Genomic DNA, 20,821 nt, shown 5'->3' with positions numbered 1-20,821 from the left:
TTTAGTTATAGATTCTGCCGCATGGGATGAAAATGGCGCAAAAAGGGCGGCAAGTTGGCCTTGCCGCCCTTTCTGTCAGTGCTGTAGACCTGACTCAGTTGCCCAGATAGACCGGCAACAGATTTGCCATCGACAGGAAGTGGAACAGCGCGGTCGCCAATCCGAACAGGATCAGCAGCCAGGCCATCAGCTTGCCACCAGGGGTGACGAAATGGGGGGTCACTTCGCCCCGCTCGGCCCGCGCCCGGGTGCGCAGCACCAGCAGTGCCGGGATGATGCAGGTCCAGATGGTGGCTGCGGCACCGGCATAGCCGATGGCCAGCAGGAAGCCGAACGGGAAGAGCAGGGAGAGCACCAACGGCGGCAGGAAGGTGACCGCCCAGGTCTTGCAGCGACCGGCGCGGCTGTTGTCGAACTTGAACAGATCAGCCAGATAGTCGAACACCCCGAGCCCCACCCCGATAAAGGAGGAGAGGATCGCCGCCATGGAGAAGCCGTTGATGGCGCTGGCCACCTTCTCCGATTCGATCACCCCTGAAAGCGCGGAGAGCAGCACGCTCACATCGCCCCCCTTGGCAATCACGGGGGCAAAATCCTGACGGGGCAGGTTGCCGAAAATCCCCAGCAGCCAGAGCACGTAGAGCGCCAGCGCGATCAGGGTTCCCCCCAGAATGGCCCATCTGGCCTGCTGCTCGTTCTGATAGTAGGCACGCAGAGAGGCCACCGAGTGGTGATAGCCGAACGAGGTGAGTGCCACCGGCAACATCGCCATGGCATAGGGGGCATAGCGGCTCTCGCTGCCCGCCAGATCGAGCAGGGTCGGCAGCTTGATACTGCCGAGCAGACCGGCCACACCGAGGGCGAAGCTGAGGATCATGAAGGCGATCAGCACCACCGAAATACGGTCAACGGCGCGGGTCGAGTGCCACACCACCGCAGAGAAGAGTGCCACGAACAGCACGGATGCAAGCTTGCTGTCGATCCCCAGTATCCCCTGCAGGATGGCACCGGAGGAGGTGATATAGGCGTAGAGCAGAATGCCGCCAACAAAGTAGACCGAGAGGTTGTTGAGGAGATTGAGCTTCTCCCCCAGCAGCTCGCGAGTTACGGTATTGAAGGAGACGCGCATGTCGTGGTGCTGGAAGGATTCCAGCAGCATCCAGCCGGAGAGGGTCATCATCACCATGGTGACGGTCAGCGCCAGCACCGACCAGAGGGTCCAGGCCCCCGCCCCCGAACTCGGCAGACCGAGCATGCCAGCTCCCACGCAGACGCTGGCAATGATGCAGGCGCCCCCCAAAATTGACGGTTTTTTCTTCATAATCCCTTCTTTTTCTGACTGATTATCTATCCGCGGTAAACAAGACCGCGGCATGATGCCAGCCTTTGCCATGAGACGCCTACCACTATCTGCCATAACCGGGCATGGCCGCCGCATAAAAAGTGCCCCGAACGGGGCACTCTATCAGCGGGAATGATGTGAAGAGGGTTAATCCATCACCGGGATACCTGCCCTCGCTTCGGCCTGACGGGCGATGGCCTCGGTCATGCCCTGAAAGATAAAGAGGTGGAACGGCAGCATGGCGAGCCAGTAGGCCAGCCCCCAGGCGCCCTGCGGGTGCCAATGAGCGGTGACCCGGATGCGGGTCAACCCGGACTCCTCCGGCAGGATGTTGAACTCCAGCCGCCCGACGCCCGGAGCCTTCATGTTGAACAAGAGATCGAGCCTGCGCCCCTCATCCACCCCGAGGATCTGCCAGGAGTCGAGCATGTCACCCTTCACGAAGCGATCCGGATTGGTGCGGCCACGGGTGCGGGCCGGGCCGCCGATCAGGTGATCCATCCATTCGCGCACCACCCACAGCTGGTTCATGTAGAAGTAGCGCTGCTCACCCCCCAGTTGCTGCAACACCTGCCACACCACCTCGGGCGAGGCGAGGCAGATGGCCTCGCCGCTGGCGATGCGATCGTAGAAACCATATTCGGGATGGCGCCAGCGCAGGCCGAGCGGCGTCTCCTGCCCCTGCTGCTCCGCACCCAGCTTCTGCTCCAGCGCCAGACTCTCCGCCAGCGCCTCGTCGAAGCTGAGCAGGGTCTGCGGCAGCAAGGCGCGCAGCGGGCCATCGTCGGCCGGAATATCGTGCTTGAGACCGCCCACCAGCGCCTTGGCCACCGGCTGCGGCACAGAGGTGACAAACTGCAGCCACCAGGCGGAGAGGCGCGGACTCAGAAACGGGATAGGAATGATGGGGCAGCGCTTGCCGATATGGGCGGCAAACTTCTGCAACTGCTGCTGATAGCTGAGCAGCTCGGGGCCGACCGCATTGAAGATGCGGCCATCCACCTCGTCGGCCTCTACCAGCCCGCCCAGATAGTGCAGCAGGTTTGACAGCGCAATCGGCGGCGTGCGCGAGCGCACCCATTTGGGCGTCACCATCATCGGCAGGTTGAACACCAGATCCCGCATCACCTCGAACGCCGCCGAACCGGGCCCGATGATGATACCGGCGCGCAGCTCCACCGTCGGCACGCCGGAGTCACGAAACAACTCGCCACAATGGCGGCGGGAGTTGAGATGGCGACTGTTACACTGCTCGGGCTGGATTGCCCCGAGATAGATGATGCGGCGCACCCCGGCGGCACGGGCGGCGGCGGCAAAATTCTTTACCCCCTGCTGCTCCAGTCGGTGAAAATCAGCCCCCGCCCCCATGGCATGCACCAGATAGAAGACGGTATCTATGCCCGCCAGCGCAGGCAGCAGGGTGATGGGCTTGAGGCTGTCGGCGAGGCGAAACTCGACCCCCTCCGGCAAGCGGCAGGGACGGCGCGCCCCGGCAATCACCTTGTAGCCCAGCGTTTGCAGGTGGGGCACCAGATAGGAACCGATATAGCCCGCCGCTCCCATCACCAGACAGTTACGCATGAGTGCAACCCTCAACATCATTGATGCAAGGGGCGCCAGACAGGAATCCACCATAGCCCGCCACGTCCATCACCAGACAATTTCCCATGTAATTCTCCCTATCCTCACCGATGCCGCTTGTCAGCCAGAGTGCGCCGCGTTACCTGAAAATGTTCAACTACAGCGCCACCATCCAGTCTCTTGCCATCCTGCCACGCCGCCACCTTGCAACCTAGTACTAACCACCTCCCTGATTAGTCCGATTTGGTGTTAAGCCCTGTGCATTAAGTGGTCGATAACTGACCAGATGTATAGCGCCGAGGGCGATCATATGCGCATCGATCACTACGACCTCCAGGGGGAGGTGCAATACCGGCAACAACAGGCCCAGAGCCGCAAGGTGCGCAACCTCGGGCCAGTGCCACCCGTCGTCAATCCACCGGAAGGCAACAACGCGGCAGTGAGCGGCGAACGCAGCAGCACCCTGACCCTCACCAGCGCCCTGACGCTGCAAACCGCGAGGCAATCCGCCGCCAGTCAGCAAGCAGCAACACCTCCCGCCCCACCCGCAGCGGACGTCGGCAAAGAGCAGGATGGTATTCCCGACGATGGGCTGGATAACCGCCAGCGGCTGATCAAGCTGATGATTGAAGCGATGCTAGGCCACGAAATCGAGCTGCCCAAGCCGATCAAGCCCACCGAAGAGGGGGGCGAAGGAGAAGCCGCAGCTCAGGCCGCCGAGCCGGATCAACTGCTGGAGGTGACTGACACCCTGTTGCAACAGGAGCAGCTCAACGTGGTGGCGTCAGCCAGCGTAGCGACTCGGGATGGTCAGACTATTCAGCTCGATCTCGGTTTTGTGCTCGACTGGCGTCAGCTGGAGGTGAGCCAGCGGCGCACCACCCTCAATGCCCTCAAGGATCCGCTGGTGCTCAGTCTGGATGGCAAGATTGCCGATCTGACCGAGGCTAGAGTCACTTTCGATATTGATCAGGATGGCAAAGAGGATAGCCTGCCGGGCTTGAGTGAAGGCAGCGGCTTTGTGGCGCTGGATCGCAATGGCAACGGCACCATAGACGATGGGGGCGAGCTGTTTGGCGCTCGCTCCGGCAATGGCTTCGGCGAATTGGCGACCCTGGATGAGGATGGCAACGGGGTGCTGGATGAGGGAGATAGCCAGTTTTCAGCCCTGCAGTTCTGGCATCCCGAGCACGCCCCTATCGCTCTGGTGGAGCTGGGGATCGGCGCCATCCTGCTGCGCCCCCTCGACACCCCCTTCAACCATCTGGGGGAGAGCGGCAATCAGGGGGTGCTGCGCCAATCCGGCCTCTATCTCACCGAACAGGGTAAAGGAGGCTGGGTGCAGCAGATCGATCTGCGGGTCTGAGCCTTGAAATGAAATCACCCATCGGTCGCTGACGATAACTGCCAGCGACCGGCTCCCGAGCCACCATCAACTCAGCTCGGTGGGGTCGATATCCAGACTCCAGCGCACCTTTTTGGTCTCGGGCCAGCCTTCCAGCTCCTTCACCGCCCAATCCAGCAGTTGGGCCAGCGGTGCCCGATTCGACCCCTGCACCAGCAACTGCATGCGAAACTTGCCCGCCTTGCGCTCCATAAAGCCGCTAATGGGCCCCAGCACCTGAACGTGGGGATAGCGGGCGCTGCGCAGAGTATCGGCGAGGCGGGCGAGGAACAGCTGCACCTCGTCGCGGCCGTTGGCCTCGGCCCTAAACAGCCCCTGATAGCTGAAGGGCGGCAGCCCCAGCAAGCGGCGCTCTTTCAGCGCCGTATCGGCGAAGTGGCCGTAACCGTTCTGGGTCAAATCCTGCAGCAAGGCGTGCTCCGGATGGTGGCTCTGCAGCACTACCAACCCGGGTTTGCTGGCGCGACCGGCGCGGCCCGCCACCTGGGTGTAGAGCTGGGCCAGCTTCTCGGCGGCGCGAAAATCGGCGCTGAACAGGGCTCCATCCACATCCAGCAGACCCACTAGCGTCACATCCGGGAAGTGGTGGCCCTTGGCCAGCATCTGGGTGCCGATCAGGATCTTGTACTTGCCCGCCTTGATGTCGCCAAGATGGGTCTCCAGCTCCCCCTTGCGGCGGGTGTTGTCCCGATCGATGCGCACCACCGGATATTGAGGGAAAACCGTGGTGAGCAGCTGTTCCAGCTGTTCGGTGCCCACTCCCGATCCGATCAGCTCGTTGCTGCCACACTCGGGGCAGTGGTGGGGCAAGGGGCGCACGCTGTCGCAATGATGGCAGTGCAGCCGTCGTCCGGCCTGATGCCAGGTGTACCAGGCATCACAACGCTCACAAGCGGCGCTCCAGCCACATTGGTGACAGATCAGAGCCGGGGCATAGCCACGGCGGTTGAGAAACAGCATCACCTGATTGCCCGCCGCTAGATGCTCTGCCATCAGCTGCTCCAGCTGGGGAGAGAGCCCGGCCTGCAGCCGCACGCTCTTGATATCCAGGATCACCTGACGGGCGGTCTGGGCGTTACCGGCGCGGCGGGTCAGGGTGAGGTGGTGATACTTGCCGGTGCGGGCGTTGTGCAGCGTCTCCAGCGACGGGGTGGCCGAGCCAAGCAGGATGGGAATATCGGCACGATGAGCCCGCATCACCGCCAGATCCCGCGCGTGGTAGCGAAAACCGTCCTGCTGCTTGAAGGAGCCGTCGTGCTCCTCGTCGATGATAATGATGCCGAGGTTGTGAAACGGGGTGAACACCGCAGAGCGGGTGCCGATCAGGATGGCGGCGGCGCCGTCTCGACAGGCGAGCCAGGCATCGAGCCGCTCCCTGTCGTTCATGGCGGAGTTCATCGCCACCACCGGCACGTTGAAGCGGCGGCGGAAGCGGTTGATGGTCTGCGGGGTGAGGCCGATCTCCGGCACCATCACCAGCGCCTGCTTGCCCGCCTTGAGCAAGGGCTCGAGGATGCTCAGGTAAACCTCGGTCTTGCCGGAGCCTGTGATGCCATCCAGCAGGAAGGCACCGAACTTGTCGCTCTGGCTGGTAACGTCAGAGACAGCCAGCGCCTGTTCGCCGTTGAGGCGCAACCCCTCCCCCGGCTCAAAGCGGGCGGCCCAGTCGCCATCATGGCTTGGCTCCAGCGAGCGTTTCTCCAGCAGCCCCTTCTTCTCCAGCGCGGTGAGAGCTGCGCTCTGGATCTCCTCCTGTTTGAGGGCGGAGGGGGTCTGCGGCCCCTTGCGCAGCAAGGCGAGCGCTTGCTGCTGCTTGGCCGCCCGCTTGAGCTCGTTAAGGTCGATGGCCATGCCAGCCTCGGTAGCAAACCAGAACTCCAGTTCACGATAAGCGGCAGGCTCCCCCTTGCGCACCAGCACCGGCAGGGCGTGGGGCAGCACTTCCCCCAGCGGATGCTGGTAGTAGCTGGCGCTCCAGTTCATCAGCGCCAAAATATCCGGCCCCAGCACCGGAGCCGAGTCCAATACCCGTTTGATGGGCTTGAGCTTGTTGCGGGGCACCTGGCTGTCAGCCGGATGATCCACCACCAGCCCGACCAGGATCTGGGGACCGAAAGGGATCTCGACCCGGCAACCGGGGGCAGGTAACGGCAGGGGAGAGAGATAGTCGAAGTGACGGCGTAACGGTACCGGGACAGCGACACGAACCAGATCCAGCGTTTGGGAAGAATTCACCAGGGGTTGCCTATTTTTTCTGCGAAGCCACTTGCCTGATCTCAGGCATTTCCTATATTATTCGCAGCCTTTGAAACTGTGTTCAACAATCGTGTGGTGTCCGACAAGAGATCGGATGGCGACACGGCCTATTAATTGAGGTTGTCCATGAAAGCTGGTATCCATCCTGACTACGTAGCCATCACCGCCAAGTGCTCTTGCGGTAACGTCATCAACACTTTCTCTACCATCGGTAAAGATCTGAACCTGGACGTGTGCTCCGAGTGCCACCCGTTCTACACCGGCAAGCAGAAAGAAGTTTCTAGCGGCGGCCGCGTAGACAAGTTCAACAAGCGTTTCGGTGCGATGACCACCAAGAAGTAATTTTACTTCTGAAGAATTCTGAAAAAGGCGCCCAATGGGCGCCTTTTTTACGATCCCTGTTTTTCATCCTTCATGTTCCCGCAGCCAGACGCACTCTCCCCTACTGGCCAAATCCTTTGGAACGACGCAAATAGACATACCCCTCACCCGGGCTGCCCCAGCGCGGGCTCCCTGCGTTGTCATAGGCGCGATCCAGCAATCTGACGCTGTCGGGGCCAATCCAGATATGCTGCACCAGCGTCGTGGCACCACCAAAATCGGTGGAGCAGTGGCCCACCCGGGTGTGACCGGCATATTCGCCGGAGGGGGTACGGGTTAGCCAGATCTCGCAACCGTGGCGCAAGGAGAGCTGCTGCGGGGTCAGACTGTCGAGCAGGGCGGGATCATGCCAGGCACCGGCAAAATCGGTGGCACGGGGCATGGTCAGCTCTGCCATCAGGATCCGCCCGTCAGGGGCGGGTGAGAAGCGATAGATGCGCTGGCGGAAAGGACGGACGGAGCGCATGCTCAGATACTGCTCGGCATAGACCCAGCGATAGCCCTGATAGCCGGGCCAAATCTCCATCAGACGCAGCTCGGCACTGGTAAAGCGGCTGTCGTAACTGGCCTGCTCCCGGCTCGTAAAGGCCCCGTTGAACCAGCTGAGCAGCGGTTCCATACCGGGCTTGAGTGGGGTAGCCTGAGGCGCCGAACCTGCCAACACCAGACAGGAACAGAGCAGCCCGAATACGGCCACCAGCAACTTTGCCATCGAATCCTTCCGAATCATCATAGTGGCGGCGATTATATGAGCGAATTACCCCAATAACAGCCACTACGATCAAATCATTGCCACTCTGGTGCAAAAACCTCACAAGGATGCCAGTCCGCTCACTAAACCCGATATTTTGCCACCGCCTTGTTGAGCAGCTGGGCCTGCTCGTTGAGACCCTCGCTGGATCTCGCATTTTCCTCTGCCATGATGCTCGACTCCTGGGCGATGTCGCGGATGTTGTTGACGTTGCGGTTCACCTCGTTGGCCACCAGACTCTGCTGTTCTATAGCCGCAGCAATCTGGGTGCTCATGTCCATGATGTTGGTAACATCCTGAGTGATCTGCCCCAGCAACTCCCCTGCGGTACTGGCCTGATCCGAGCTGCGGTTGCCCTGCTCGCGGCAGGTCGCCATCACCTCGACGATGCTGCCGGTCTGTTTCTGCAGCGAGCTGATGATGCCGGCAATCTCCTGGGTCGATTTCTGGGTACGGATGGCCAGATTGCGCACCTCATCGGCCACCACCGCAAAACCACGCCCCTGATCTCCTGCCCGAGCTGCTTCGATGGCTGCGTTGAGGGCCAGCAGGTTGGTCTGCTCGGCAATGCCGCGGATCACATCGAGCACGGAGCCGATGGTCTCGCTCTCTTTTTGCAGCTGGCTCACCTCGCGGGATGAACTCTCCAGATTGCCCGCCAGCGAGCGGATCTGCTCGACAGTGTTCTCGACCGCAGTCCGCCCCTCCATCGCCTTGTTGTTGGTCGCCTGCGCATTGTTGGCCGCCTGCTCGGTGTTGCGGGCGATCTCTTCGATGGTGGAGCCCATCTCGGTGGAAGCGGTCGCCACCATGTCGGTCTCCTGCAGCTGGCGCGCCGCCCCTTCGCTGGTGCGTTTGACGTTGGCCGAGAGGTGATCCGCCGCTTCGGTCAGGGTGTGCACGCTCTGCTTCACATCGCCAATCAGGTTGCGAAACCCGCCCAGCATCACGTCGAGATTGCCTGCCAGCTGGGCCATTTCATCTGCCCCGCGCAGCTCTATCTTCAGGCGCAGGTCATTATCCTGGCGAATGCGGTTGACGGTATCATTCACCTGAGTAATGGGACGGTCGATGCTGCGCCCCAGCAGCACGCTCATGATGCCGATCAGCACCACAATCACCCCGCCACAGACCAGCATCAGGCTGTTGAGGCGAGCGCTCTGCCGCTCCAGCTCAGCGACAATGTGCTGATCGACGGCGGCAAACCCCTGTTCGGTCTGATGCACCAGATCCCGCATCTGGTTGCGCAGCCCCTCATCCTCTTTCAGCCCCAGTACCTGCATCCCCTGCACCAGCGCCACAAAGTCCTGCCGGTACTGCTTGCTGGCCTGCTCCAGCTTGCCGCGACCCGCCTCCGGCAAAGTGGCAAGGCTATCCTGAAAACTCTTGTGCAAGGTCTCGAAACGCTCCAGATACTGGATATCGGAACGCAGCATGAAGTCTTTCTCCGCCCGCCTCAGTTGCAGCATGGTGATGAGCAACCCCTGCTGATCCAGCTGCTTGAGCCCATTCTCCACCTCATGCACCGCCGTTCGCAGCTTGCCATAGAGCCCCTCCTCCGGCCCCAGACCAATCTTCTGCTGCTGGGCCACCAGATCGTTGAAGGCTTTGCCATAACCGCTGATCTGCTGATCCAGTCTGGTCAGCTCCCCCTCGACGGCCACCAGGTTGTCATCGGTCAGCAGCTCCCGATTGTGCTGGTGAAAATCTGACAACCCCTGATTGAAGCGCTCGACGAAGGCCATATCCTTGCGGATCAGAAAATCCTTCTCGGCCCGCCGCAGGTTGAGCATGGCGATCTCCAGCTGGTCGATATTGCGCTGGGCTTCGGTCAGGTGACGGTGCACCTGGCTGGAGTAGATAAACAGGCCGCTCAGTACCAGCATGGCAACGGCAACCAGCACGGTATTCAGGATCAACTTATGACGGATAAGCACGATGGACCTCTCGCAAACAGGCAGTGAACTGCATTGAGCTTATGCAGAAAAGCGGCGACAGGTGATCTGTGCAAGGAATATTCATTGAAATGCCACACCCACTCCTTATACTGGTTGCACCTGTTTCCAGCCGTGGATTTGACACTATGGAATACAATACTTCTGAACTGTGCGACATCTATCAGGACATGGTGGATGTGCTTGAACCCATGCTCTGCTCCTTCGGCGGCCGCGCCTCTTTCGGCGGCGTCATCACCACCGTCAAATGCTTCGAATCGAATGGCCTGATCCGTGAACTCGTCAAAGAGAACGGACTGGGACGCGTCTTGCTGATCGATGGCGGTGGCTCCATGCGCCGAGCTCTGATCGACAGCGACATCGCCACCACGGCGGCCGAGAACGATTGGGAGGGGATTGTCTGCTACGGCTGCGTCCGCGAAGTCGATATTCTGGAAGATCTGGATATCGGCATTCAGGCACTGGCAGCCATTCCGGTCGGTGCCGACAGCAAGGATGTAGGGGAGACCGATCTGCCGGTCAACTTCGGTGGCGTGACCTTCCTGCCTGACGACCACCTCTACGCCGATACCACAGGGGTGATCCTCTCCCCCGAGGCACTCGATATCGAGTAAGCCACAAACAGCGTGACGACGGGAGCCTTGGCTCCCGTTTTTTTATGCCTGCAACTTGCTGAAAAATGACAAAAAAAGAGGGCCAGATAAACTGGCCCTTAACTGGAAGCAATGTGAGCAATGTCGTGCCTTCACAAGAAGTCCATCACGTTGGAACGAATGAAGTCTTTCCCGGAAAACAAGTTAACAATAATCATTCTCATTTAACTAGGCAAGCGCTATTTGCAGAAAGTGCAAAAAAATTGACCACCGCGAAGGGTGGTCAATCTGGTCAGGCTTGCCGGGTGGCCGTTTGCAGGCTGGATAATCCGGCCTCGCCCACCAGCTTGCGGCTGAGGTAGCGCAACAAGACACCGTAGAGCGGCACGAACAAACCAAGGCTTATCAGCAACTTGAATACGTAATCGACGGTTGCGATCTCGACCCAGTGCTCTGCCATGAAAGGATCTGTCGTGCGCCAGAAGGCCACACTGAAGAAAGCGATGGTATCGACCAGATTACCGAACAGGGTGGAGGCCGCAGGTGCAATCCACCACTGCTTGAGCAGACGCAGGCGGTTGAACACCACCACATCCATGAACTGCCCTACCAGATAGGCCATAAAGCTGGCCAGCGCGATACGCGCTACGAACAGGTTGAACTCGGCCAGATGACCAACACCCTGGAAACTCCCTTCAAAGAAGAGTACGGAGAGCGCATAGGAGACCGCCAGTGCTGGCAGCATCACGGTCTGGATAATCTTGCGCGCCAGACCGGCACCGAAGATCCGCACCGTCAGGTCAGTGGCGAGGAAGATAAACGGGAAGCTGAACGCACCCCAGGTGGTGTGGAAGCCAAACACGGTGATCGGCAGCTGCACCAGATAGTTGCTGCTGGCAATGATCAGGATGTGGAACAACGACAGGCGAACGAGCGCCGTTTGGTACTGAGCAGGGGTCAGATTCATCTTGTGACCTTTTTGGTTAATGGGGTTAGGGAACCCATATCGCCACCATTGGCGATAATCGAGGGGCGAGATTATACGCCCCAAAACCGATAGTTCAATCTTTATGCGATTACGCTCATCCAGGTTGGCCAGTGGTAGAGCTGGCCTTGTGGTCGATATTCACGCCTTGTGCTGTCTGGCGAGCCAGAGCAGCGCCTCCCGATCCGCCGGGCGCACCGCCTCCAGCCAGCAGCCGCTGTAGTGTTCGTACTCCAGCCGAAACTGGCTCCCTTCAAACGCCAGCAACCAGCTATGGCGGTCGGCCCCCGCATCCTGCTCGAGCGGCTGCAGCTCCCAATCTCGTAGCAAGGCCTGCGCCAACAGCGGAAACGTGTCCCAGTCGAGCGCCGGACAATCCAGCGTCACTACGCCAGCTTCGCTATCTACCTGTTTGATTTGCCAACTCATGCCCAATCTCTCAGCTACTGCAGGAGAGCTCACCACCGCAATACCATGCCGGAGTCGGGGTGGCGAGATCCTCATATTCGGGTTGTTCATCAAAGGGGCGCTGCAAGGCGGCGAACAGCCGCTCGAACGGCTGCATATCCCCTGCGTCGGCGGCGTCTATCACCTGCTGGGCCAGCGCATTACGCAGTACATACTTGGGATTGATGGCATCCATCTGCGCCTTGCGCACGGCATCCTCGCTGCCTTCGCGCATTAGCCGCGCCCGATAGCGCTCCAGCCACGCCTGCCAACCCAGTGGTTCAGGCAATAGGGCCAGCAGAGATGCAGGCCACGCCCCCTCTTGCGTCACCTCACCGAGACGGCGAAGGAACAGGTGGTAATCCACCTTGTGGGCCGCCAGCAACCGGAACAGCTCGCGGAACAGCGCCGGGTCATCCTCCTCCCACACTGCCAGCCCGAGCTTGGCCCGCATCAGTTCGGAGTAGTGCAGCATCAGTTGTTGCTCGTACTGGGCCAACGCAGCAGCCAGCGCATCACCGTCTACATGGCCAGCCAGCGCCTGCGCCAGCTTTTGCAGATTCCAATAACCGACCGCGGGCTGCTGATCCAGCGCGTAGCGGCCCGCCGGATCCGAGTGGTTGCAGACAAAGTCCGGCACATAGGCATCGATAAAGCCGTATGGCCCGTAATCCAGCGTCAGGCCAAGCAGCGACATGTTGTCGGTATTCATTACCCCGTGACAGAACCCCGCAGCCTGCCATTTGGCAATCAACCGCGCGGTGCGGCGCACCACTTCGGCAAACAGTTCGGCGCCACTCTCCAGCTCGGGGAAGTGGCGGCGCAGCAGATAGTCGATGAGTGGCGGGATCTTCTCTCCCTGCCCGCTCCAGGCGAAATACTCGATATGGCCGAAGCGCAGATGGCTGGGGGCGGTGCGCAGCACGGTCGCTCCCGTCTCCACCTGCTCGCGGTAAACGGGCTCCTGACTCCCCACCAGCACCAGCGCCCGGGTGGTCGGTATGCCGAGGGCATGGAGCGCCTCGGAGGCTAGATATTCGCGAATGCTCGAGCGCAGCACGGCGCGGCCGTCACCAAAGCGGGAAAACGGCGTCTTTCCTGCCCCCTTCAGGTGCAGATCCCAGCGCTGACTATCCGGCGCCTGCTGCTCACCCAACAGCAGCGCGCGACCATCCCCAAGCCGGGGGCTATAACCCCCGAACTGATGGCCCGCATAGACCTGCGCTACCGGCTGCATACCGGGCAGCACTTTTCCCTCGCCACAACAGGCGATCCAGTCAGCCTCGCTGACGCCTCCCAATCCCAGCTCATCCAGCAAAGTCCGGTTGAGATGAAGCAACCGGGGTTGCTGCAGCGGCTGGGGGACCACGGGTTCACAGGCCCAAGGCAGCTCGGTCGCAAAAGTGTTGATCAACTTCATGGTTGTGCCATTCGTCCCTGCGTATGCTCGTGTCACTCTTTATACTGCCGTCAGCCATGCTTGTGCTCACTGGCAACCATCATTTTTCAATTCAAGGAGAAGAAGATGCAAAAATGGGTATATGCCCTGCCCTTGCTGGCATTGGCGTGGGGTCATCAGGCCAAGGCGGCAGATATCGAGGCAGGCAAGGCCAAGGCGGCGGTCTGTGCCGCCTGTCACGGCGTGGAAGGCAAGGCGATGATCCCCAACTATCCCCATCTGGCGGGTCAGAATGCCGCCTATCTGGTGAAACAGTTGAAAGCGTTCAAGGATGGCACTCGCAAAGAGCCCTTGATGGACCCCTTCATGGCGCCGCTGACCGATGCGGATATCGACAATCTGGCGGCCTTCTACGCCAGCCTGAAATAACCTCGCGTCTGACCCCAGGTTCTTCCGAGCCGCGCTTACCGTGGTCGATTAGGCTGCCTAATCGACCCTAACGACGGCAGTAGTCGATGATCAGGTCCATAAAGGCTTCGCCAAAACGTTCCAGCTTGCGGTGACCGACGCCGTTGATAGCCAGCATCTCGTCTTCGGTCATCGGCATCAGTTGAGCCATCTCAACCAGGGTCGCATCGTTGAATACCACGTAGGGCGGCACCTCTTCATCCTCGGCAATCTGCTTGCGCAGGCCGCGCAGCTCCTTGAACAGTCGCTTGTCGTAGTTGGCGTTGTCGAGCAGGCCATTGCGCTTCTCCTTGCGGCTGGAGATAGGCTGCAGGCGGGGTACCGCCAGTTCCAGCTTCACCTCGCCACGCAGTACTGGGCGGGCCGCTTCAGTCAGCTGCAGCACCAGATTGCGGGTGATGTTCTGGGTCAGCAGCCCCTTGTGGATCAGCTGGCGGATCACGCTCATCCAGTATTCGTGGCTCTGATCCTTGCCGATGCCGTAGGTCGAGAGCTTGTCGTGGCCGTGATCCTTGATGCGCTGGTTCAGCGACCCGCGCAGCACTTCCACTACATAACCCACCCCGAAATTCTGCCCCACCCGCCAGACGCAGGAGAGCGCCTTCTGGGCATCTTCAGTGCCGTCATAACTTTTGGGCGGATCGAGACAGATATCGCAGTTGCCGCATGGCTTGTCGTTGTACTCGCCGAAGTAGTTGAGCAGCACCTGACGGCGGCAGGTCTGCGCCTCGGCAAACGCGGCCATCACGTTGAGCTTGTACTGCTCCACCTGCAGCTGTTGGGGATTCTCGATGTTGTCGAGCAGACGGCGCACCCGACCGATGTCGGCGGGATCGTAGAGCAGCAGCGCCTCGGCGGGGGTGCCATCACGCCCGGCACGGCCGGTCTCCTGATAGTAGGATTCAATGTTCTTCGGAATGTCGTAGTGCACCACGAAGCGTACGTTAGGCTTGTCGATACCCATCCCAAACGCCACCGTCGCCACTACTATCTCGATGTCATCCTTGAGGAAAGCATCCTGGGTCTGCTGACGCTGCTCGAGCGGCAGCCCAGCATGATAGGGCGCGGCTTTGCAGCCGTGGCGGGATAACCGCTCGGCCACCTCCTCCACCCGGTTGCGGCTGGAGCAGTAGACGATGCCGCAGTTGCCCTTCTGGCTCTGCACGTAACGCAGCAGCTGCTCGGCCGCCTTGAACTTCTCCACCAGGCTGTAGCGGATATTGGGGCGATCAAAGCTGGCTGTGTGAATAAAGGGATCGTTGAGCTCTAGGCGGTGCAGCATGTCGCTGCGGGTCGCCTCGTCGGCGGTGGCGGTCAGCGCCACCACAGGCACCTGCGGGAACCACTGTTTGAGCCGCCCCAGCGCCGCATACTCAGGCCGGAAATCGTGGCCCCACTGGGAGACACAGTGCGCCTCATCGATGGCGAACAGCCCGAGCGGCAGCTCGGCCAGCCGATCCATAAACTCGTGCTGCAACAGTCGCTCGGGGGAGACATAGACCAGCTTGATCTCGCCGCGGCGCATGGCGGCAAAGTTCTGGATCATCTCCTCCCGGCTCAGGGCCGAGTTGATGTAGACCGCCGCCACACCGTTGGCGCGCAGGCTGTCGACCTGATCCTTCATCAGCGAAATTAGGGGAGAGACCACCACACCGAGCCCGGGCCGCAGCAGTGCCGGGATCTGGTAGCAGAGCGACTTGCCGCCGCCAGTGGGCTTGAGCACCAGTGCATCGCGCCCCGCGACGATCTGCTCGATGATTTCGAGCTGACCCGGCCGAAACTGCTGATAGCCGAAGACCGCCTGCAGCAGGGCAAGCGGACTCTCTGGCTGAGGATCTGGCAGGGTTTCGGCAATCGCGGTCATGGGCTCTCCTTTGGGGTCGCCATTCTAAAGCAGCCGCCGCCCACAATAAACCTGCCATTGCGACTGTTAAGGAACTGTTGCAGACTGGCTGGAGTTTTTACTCGGCTTTGATGACAAGGATTGGGATCAGAGAATGAAACAGATGCTCAAGAAGATGGCGCTCAGTGGCATTGCCAACCTGTTTGCCGAGAAGATGCCGTTCAACAAGCTGATCGGCATGCAGGTGACCCACTACGACTTCGACAAGGTGGAGCTGCGCATCAAGATGGATGAGAAGCTGATCGGCAACCCTTTCCACAACATCCTGCATGGCGGCGTCACCGCCACGCTGCTGGATGTGGCGGGTGGCATGATCGTCGCCGCTTCCTGCATCGACGAGCTGGAGGAGTTCTCCCCCAGCTATCTCAAGGAGCGCTTCGCCCGCCTAGGCACCATAGATCTGCGGGTGGATTACCTGCGGCCGGGGCGCGGCAACGAGTTTATCGCCACCGCCCACATCATCCGGGCTGGCAGCAAGGTGGCCGTCGCCCGGATGGAGCTGCACAACGAAGAGGGCACCCACATCGCCTTCGGCACTGGTACCTATCTGGTGGGTTGAACCAAGTTAGTGCATAAAAACCACGCGGCTAATCCACTTTTAATCATTAGATTCCTTACCCCCTCTGGCCGAACAAGGTCCATACTGATAGTCGGGATTGTGTGCAGAGGGAGGATTGCAGGCGATGAGTGCGAAACTGGCCACCAAACCATCCAGAGCCTTGTTGACACAGCTCGAGTCCATGCTCGACGAGGTGCAGACACCCGAGTGTCGCCACTGGTTGGAACAGGAGCTTGAGGGGTATTCTCTCTCCTCACCCCTGCCTTGGTATCGCATCGTTCCCTGTCGGCAACGCGGTCACTTTCTGGATTTGAAAACGGGAAAATATTTGACCTGTCACATCAACAGTCAAACGCTATGCCAACGCGATCTGGCCCAAATTCAGTTCATTTATGCCCGTGAACCCGCCGCCCACTATTTGCTGCAACGCAATTCCGGTATTGAACCCTGGCCAGAACAGCTGCTGGAAGATTATCAGGAGCAGTTGATCCCCGGCCATCTATGCCTGCAAGCCTGGCATGAGCCCGTGATTTCATTACGTGCACAACTGATGGAGGGAATAGAACATTTCATTAGTGAGTACCCCAAGCACGCGGCCTTGCTGCCTCAACACAGTTTCAAGGCTTTGCGGCATCAGCACTGGCATATCTGAGTAAGCGCCTGGCGCGCAAGGAGGGCACCATAGACAAGACCCATAGCGAGATTGCCACAATCTAGAGTGCCGGAGTCAGGATCAGACTCCACCGATGGGCCACCGAGCGGTGGCCCTTTTAATGTTTGTGGTCTTGCTTCGACCCTGCATACTGCAAGTCAGATCACTTGGCCAGGTAACAGGTCAGCAGCTAAAGAAAATCGGGAAAACAGGAAGGATAAATGCAAAAAGGCCGCTCTATTGAGCGGCCTTTTCAAATTTGGTCGGTGTGAGAGGATTCGAACCTCCGACCCCTTCGTCCCGAACGAAGTGCGCTACCAAGCTGCGCTACACACCGATGTCTGCGGGACGGGAATTTACCGAAAGCCCCGACCCGACACAAGCCTTTTTTGCGTTTGACAGGAAAAAAAGTGCCGTTCGCTCAACTATTCAGCACTCTTTTCACCCATTTACCGGGCTGCAGCCAGCTGGTGACATTCCGGCAACCAGCCGTCAGGCCAGGCGCAGGGATGCGGGCCCCAGCAGACGGCGCTGCCAGTCAGCCACAGTGCCATGCTCCAGCCAGTCGGCTGCATGCTGGCGCCAGTTGGGTGAGAGGGCCGGATTCTCCAGCAACAGCAGCAGGTCAGTCTCGTTGCGCACCTGATTGAACAGAATGTCCGCCGTGCGCTTCACCGTCAGTTCGGGATAGGGTCTGTCTGCCAGCTCCATGGCCGACTCCGGCGACACCATCCCCTCCTCCAGCACCCGCAGCAGCCAGCCACAACGGCCATTTAGCTGCATCACCTGGGACATCTGGCCATAGCCAAAGCGCTGGTTGAGCTTGAAGCAGGGGGATCTTGGCTGACTTATCTGGATCAGCGCGTCGCCGAGTCGATAGACATCGCCAATGCAGGCTTGCGCCTCGGTCAGCCCGAGACCGGAGAGGTTCTCGCCAAAGGCGGCAGGTTGCCAGGCTGTACGTGGCGCAGGCAAGCTCAGCGCGGTTTGCCAGGTCTGCCACCAGAGATAGTGATCGGCCGGATAGTAGTGGAGCGCCCGATCCAGGCCACCGTGGTGGCGCAGGTCACACTGCTCATCCCCTTCCAGACCGGCAAAGGTACAGCGAACTGGTGCAGAGATCGGTTGCTTGTGAATAGCGCTGGTGAGGCCGGGCACCAGCTCGGTGCCACAACCGCTAAAAAGGGAGATCCGCATACTCATCCTCCAGGTTGACGAGAGTAGGCGGATCTTATCATGGCGTCAGACGACGGCCTGCATCTGGGTGGTCATGGCGATCTCGGCACGACGGCGCTTCTCCGCCCTGGCCATCAGATACCAGCTGCCGAAGGTAAAGAGCGATACCGACAACAGGATCAGGCTGGCCACCGCGTTGATCTCGGGTTTCACCCCTAGCCGCACCGCCGAGAAGACCTCCATCGGCAGGGTGGTGGAGCCCGGGCCGGAGACGAAGCTCGCCAGCACCAGATCATCCAGCGACAGGGCGAACGACATCATACCGCCTGCCGCCAGCGAGGGGGCGATCATCGGGATGGTGATCAGGAAGAACACCTTCCACGGCTTGGCACCGAGATCCATTGCCGCCTCCTCAATGGAGAGATCCAGCTCCCGCAAGCGCGCCGATACCACGATCGCCACGTAGGCGGTACAGAAGGTAGTGTGTGCGATCCAGATGGTCAGCATGCCCCGCTCGGCGGGCCAGCCCACCAGCTGGGCCATCGCCACGAACAGCAGCAACAGCGACAGACCGGTAATTACCTCGGGCATCACCAGCGGCGCCGTCACCATGCCACCGAACAGGGTGCGACCACGGAAGTGGGGAATACGGGTCAGCACGAAGGCCGCCACCGTCCCCAGCGCCACCGCGGCGATCGCGGTGTAGAAGGCGATCTCCAGTGAGCGGAACACAGACCCGATCAGCTGCTTGTTATCGAGCAGGCCGAAGTACCACTTGAGCGACCAGCCACCCCACACCGTCACCAACTTGGAGGCGTTGAAGGAGTAGATCACCATGATGATCATGGGCAGGTAGATAAACAGCAGTCCCAGCCAGAGCATCAGTTTGGCAAAACCGAAACGCTTCATCATGCCTTGCCCTCCAGCTCTTTGGCCTGGTTACGGTTGAAGAGGATGATCGGAATGATCAGCACCGCCAGCATCACTACCGCCAGCGCAGAGGCAACCGGCCAGTCGCGGTTGTTGAAGAACTCCTGCCACAGCACCTTGCCGATCATCAGGGTCTCCGGGCCGCCCAGCATTTCCGGAATAACGAACTCCCCCACCACCGGAATGAACACCAGCATGCAGCCGGCGATGATGCCGTTCTTGGAGAGCGGTACCGTGATCTGCCAGAACCGGGTCAGGTTGCGGGCCCCCAGATCGGAAGCGGCCTCCAGCAGGCTCTGATCGTGTTTGACCAGATTGGCGTAGAGCGGCAGCACCATGAAGGGCAGGTAGGAGTAAACGATGCCGATATAGACCGCCAGGTTGGTATTGAGGATCTGCAGCGGCTCGTCGATCACCCCGATCCCCAGCAAGACGCTGTTGAGCAGGCCGTTGTTACTGAGGATCCCCATCCACGCATAGACCCGGATCAGAATAGCGGTCCAGGTCGGCATCATGATCAGCAGCAGCAGAACGGTCTGGGTCTCCTTGTTGGCCCGGGCGATGGAGTAGGCCATCGGATAGCCAATCAGCAGGCAGAGCAAAGTGCTGACGAAGGCCATCTTGAGGGAGCCCAGATAGGCCGCGATATAGAGCTCATCCTCCTGCAGCAGCAGGTAGTTGCCCATATTGAGCAGTATGGTGAGCTGATTGTCGGCCCAGCTCACCACGTCGGTGTAGGGCGGGATCGCCACATCCGCTTCCGCAAAACTGATCTTCACCACGATGACGAAGGGCAGCAGGAAGAAGAGGAACAGCCAGAAGAAGGGGATGCCGATCACCAGCCGGCGCCCGCCGACCCGCTTCAGTCGTTGCAAGAACTTCATGATTGCAGCACCACGCCGCTGTCATCTTCCCAGTAGAGGAACACCTGGTCATCCCAGGTTGGCCGCTTGCCGTGGCGTTCGGCATTGGCGATGAAAGCCTGAACGATTTTGCCCGAGGGCAGCTGGATGTGATAAACCGAGTGACCGCCCAGATAAGCGATGTCATAGACCTCACCCTTGGTCCAGTTGAAGTCCGGGTGCTCGATCTCCTCCGGTTTTTGCAGACTCATCAGCAGTTTTTCCGGCCGCAGGGCGTAGGTCACCTTCTTGTTCTCGGCGCGGGAGCTGATGCCGTGGCCCACATAGATGGGCTGCTCCAGATCGGCGCAGGCGATGGTGGCGTGGTCCTGCTCATCCTCCACCAGCAGGCCGTCAAACAGGTTGACGTTGCCGATGAACTCGCACACCAGCCGACTGGCCGGAGTCTCGTAGATATCCATCGGGCTGCCGATCTGCTCGATGCAGCCGAGGTGCATGATGGCGATCCGCTCCGCCATGGTCATGGCCTCTTCCTGATCGTGGGTCACCATGACGCAGGTAACCCCGACCCGCTCGATGATCTCAACCAGCTCCAGCTGCATCTTGGAACGCAGCTTCTTGTCGAGCGCCCCCATGGGTTCATCCAGCAGCAACAGTTTGGGACGCTTGGCCAGGGAACGAGCCAACGCCACCCGCTGACGCTGGCCACCGGAAAGCTGATGTGGTTTGCGACGGGCATACTGGGTCATCTGCACAAGCTTGAGCATCTCCTCCACCCGGGCATCGATCTCGGCCTTGGGCAGGCCATCCTGCTTGAGGCCAAAGGCGATGTTCTGGGCCACCGTCATATGGGGGAACAGGGCGTAGGACTGGAACATCATGTTGATGGGGCGTTCATAGGGGGGCATGTCGGTGATGTCGACCCCGTCGAGGAACAGCCGCCCCTCGGTCGGGCGCTCGAAACCGGCCAGCATCCGCAGCAGGGTCGATTTGCCGGACCCGGACCCGCCGAGCAGGGCGAAAATCTCCCCCTTGTGAATATTGAGAGATACGTTATCGACCGCCAGCGTTTCGTCGAACTGCTTGCTTACCCGATCAATTTTCACCAGCACTTCTTTGCGCTGCTGACTGCCCTCGAGGGCTTTCTTGTAGGCACTGGAGGCTATCGCCATTAC

At 60.2% G+C, this 20,821-nt stretch carries 19 protein-coding genes and 1 tRNA gene; 6 read left to right on the top strand and 14 right to left on the bottom strand.

Annotation, left to right across the window (positions count from 1 at the left end; translation table 11 throughout):
* Window positions 1-94: 94 nt before the first annotated feature.
* On the bottom strand, window positions 95-1,321 hold the full coding sequence (locus OKC43_RS16030) for an aromatic amino acid transporter (protein WP_005355439.1): 1,227 nt from the start codon (window positions 1,319-1,321) through the stop codon (window positions 95-97).
* A gap of 168 nt (window positions 1,322-1,489) precedes the next feature.
* Window positions 1,490-2,923, bottom strand: a complete 1,434-nt coding sequence (locus OKC43_RS16025; RefSeq protein WP_236272207.1) for a DUF2867 domain-containing protein — start codon at window positions 2,921-2,923, stop codon at window positions 1,490-1,492.
* 286 nt (window positions 2,924-3,209) lie between these two features.
* Here OKC43_RS16025 and OKC43_RS16020 point away from each other — a divergent pair, with 286 nt between their 5' ends.
* On the top strand, window positions 3,210-4,289 hold the full coding sequence (locus tag OKC43_RS16020) for a hypothetical protein (protein WP_236272206.1): 1,080 nt from the start codon (window positions 3,210-3,212) through the stop codon (window positions 4,287-4,289).
* 66 nt (window positions 4,290-4,355) lie between these two features.
* Here the strand turns inward: OKC43_RS16020 and priA are convergent, their stop codons facing one another.
* Window positions 4,356-6,563 carry a primosomal protein N' gene (gene priA, locus OKC43_RS16015; protein ID WP_270659619.1) on the bottom strand — a complete coding sequence of 736 codons (2,208 nt, stop codon included), beginning with the start codon at window positions 6,561-6,563 and terminating at the stop codon, window positions 4,356-4,358.
* Between the two features lie 147 nt (window positions 6,564-6,710).
* On the opposite strand from priA, the gene rpmE reads away from it, so the two are divergent.
* Window positions 6,711-6,926: a 50S ribosomal protein L31 gene (gene rpmE / locus OKC43_RS16010; RefSeq protein WP_005340673.1), complete on the top strand. Its 216-nt coding sequence runs from the start codon at window positions 6,711-6,713 to the stop codon at window positions 6,924-6,926.
* A gap of 100 nt (window positions 6,927-7,026) precedes the next feature.
* Here rpmE and OKC43_RS16005 read toward each other — a convergent pair whose 3' ends face one another.
* Both OKC43_RS16005 and OKC43_RS16000 read right to left on the bottom strand, forming a co-directional pair.
* Window positions 7,027-7,677, bottom strand: a complete 651-nt coding sequence (locus tag OKC43_RS16005) for a chromophore lyase CpcT/CpeT (RefSeq protein ID WP_021230765.1) — start codon at window positions 7,675-7,677, stop codon at window positions 7,027-7,029.
* A gap of 122 nt (window positions 7,678-7,799) precedes the next feature.
* The gene (locus OKC43_RS16000; RefSeq protein WP_236272204.1) at window positions 7,800-9,653 is read right to left on the bottom strand and encodes a methyl-accepting chemotaxis protein; all 1,854 of its coding nucleotides are present in this window, start codon (window positions 9,651-9,653) and stop codon (window positions 7,800-7,802) included.
* 146 nt (window positions 9,654-9,799) lie between these two features.
* On the opposite strand from OKC43_RS16000, the gene rraA reads away from it, so the two are divergent.
* Window positions 9,800-10,285 carry a ribonuclease E activity regulator RraA gene (gene rraA / locus OKC43_RS15995; RefSeq protein ID WP_005340678.1) on the top strand — a complete coding sequence of 162 codons (486 nt, stop codon included), beginning with the start codon at window positions 9,800-9,802 and terminating at the stop codon, window positions 10,283-10,285.
* Between the two features lie 271 nt (window positions 10,286-10,556).
* Here the strand turns inward: rraA and OKC43_RS15990 are convergent, their stop codons facing one another.
* The 3 genes from OKC43_RS15990 to OKC43_RS15980 form a co-directional block, all read right to left on the bottom strand.
* Complete coding sequence (locus OKC43_RS15990; protein WP_005340680.1) at window positions 10,557-11,231, bottom strand: 7-cyano-7-deazaguanine/7-aminomethyl-7-deazaguanine transporter; 675 nt, start codon at window positions 11,229-11,231, stop codon at window positions 10,557-10,559.
* Window positions 11,232-11,390: 159 nt separating this feature from the next.
* Window positions 11,391-11,678: a DUF3630 family protein gene (locus OKC43_RS15985; RefSeq protein ID WP_236272203.1), complete on the bottom strand. Its 288-nt coding sequence runs from the start codon at window positions 11,676-11,678 to the stop codon at window positions 11,391-11,393.
* Between the two features lie 10 nt (window positions 11,679-11,688).
* On the bottom strand, window positions 11,689-13,116 hold the full coding sequence (locus tag OKC43_RS15980; protein ID WP_236272202.1) for a protein adenylyltransferase SelO: 1,428 nt from the start codon (window positions 13,114-13,116) through the stop codon (window positions 11,689-11,691).
* Window positions 13,117-13,221: 105 nt separating this feature from the next.
* On the opposite strand from OKC43_RS15980, the gene OKC43_RS15975 reads away from it, so the two are divergent.
* Window positions 13,222-13,524 (top strand): c-type cytochrome, encoded by a 303-nt coding sequence (locus tag OKC43_RS15975; protein WP_005340687.1) that lies wholly within the window; start codon window positions 13,222-13,224, stop codon window positions 13,522-13,524.
* 67 nt (window positions 13,525-13,591) lie between these two features.
* Here the strand turns inward: OKC43_RS15975 and recQ are convergent, their stop codons facing one another.
* Window positions 13,592-15,427 (bottom strand): ATP-dependent DNA helicase RecQ, encoded by a 1,836-nt coding sequence (gene recQ, locus OKC43_RS15970; protein ID WP_042081697.1) that lies wholly within the window; start codon window positions 15,425-15,427, stop codon window positions 13,592-13,594.
* A gap of 133 nt (window positions 15,428-15,560) precedes the next feature.
* Between recQ and OKC43_RS15965 the strand changes: the two genes are divergently transcribed.
* Entirely contained in the window at window positions 15,561-16,025 is a 465-nt protein-coding gene (locus OKC43_RS15965) for a thioesterase family protein (protein ID WP_005355465.1), read from the top strand.
* A gap of 124 nt (window positions 16,026-16,149) precedes the next feature.
* Entirely contained in the window at window positions 16,150-16,677 is a 528-nt protein-coding gene (locus OKC43_RS15960; RefSeq protein WP_151287336.1) for an AbiTii domain-containing protein, read from the top strand.
* Window positions 16,678-16,937: 260 nt separating this feature from the next.
* Here OKC43_RS15960 and OKC43_RS15955 read toward each other — a convergent pair.
* The 5 genes from OKC43_RS15955 to potA all read right to left on the bottom strand — a co-directional run bounded on the left by OKC43_RS15955 (window position 16,938) and on the right by potA (window position 20,818).
* Window positions 16,938-17,014 (bottom strand) — tRNA-Pro (locus tag OKC43_RS15955).
* A gap of 155 nt (window positions 17,015-17,169) precedes the next feature.
* Window positions 17,170-17,874 carry an MOSC domain-containing protein gene (locus OKC43_RS15950; protein WP_236272201.1) on the bottom strand — a complete coding sequence of 235 codons (705 nt, stop codon included), beginning with the start codon at window positions 17,872-17,874 and terminating at the stop codon, window positions 17,170-17,172.
* 45 nt (window positions 17,875-17,919) lie between these two features.
* Complete coding sequence (locus OKC43_RS15945; RefSeq protein WP_005355472.1) at window positions 17,920-18,765, bottom strand: ABC transporter permease subunit; 846 nt, start codon at window positions 18,763-18,765, stop codon at window positions 17,920-17,922.
* Entirely contained in the window at window positions 18,762-19,667 is a 906-nt protein-coding gene (locus OKC43_RS15940; protein ID WP_005340703.1) for an ABC transporter permease subunit, read from the bottom strand. Before OKC43_RS15940 ends, OKC43_RS15945 begins: the two co-directional genes overlap by 4 nt.
* Window positions 19,664-20,818, bottom strand: a complete 1,155-nt coding sequence (potA, locus tag OKC43_RS15935; RefSeq protein ID WP_005340704.1) for a polyamine ABC transporter ATP-binding protein — start codon at window positions 20,816-20,818, stop codon at window positions 19,664-19,666. Before potA ends, OKC43_RS15940 begins: the two co-directional genes overlap by 4 nt.
* Between the last annotated feature and the right edge of the window lie 3 nt (window positions 20,819-20,821).

It is taken from the genome of Aeromonas sp. Y289-2, assembly GCF_027705925.1.
Taxonomy (GTDB): Bacteria; Pseudomonadota; Gammaproteobacteria; order Enterobacterales; family Aeromonadaceae; genus Aeromonas; species Aeromonas veronii.
This window is presented reverse-complemented; position numbering and strand designations above follow the sequence as displayed.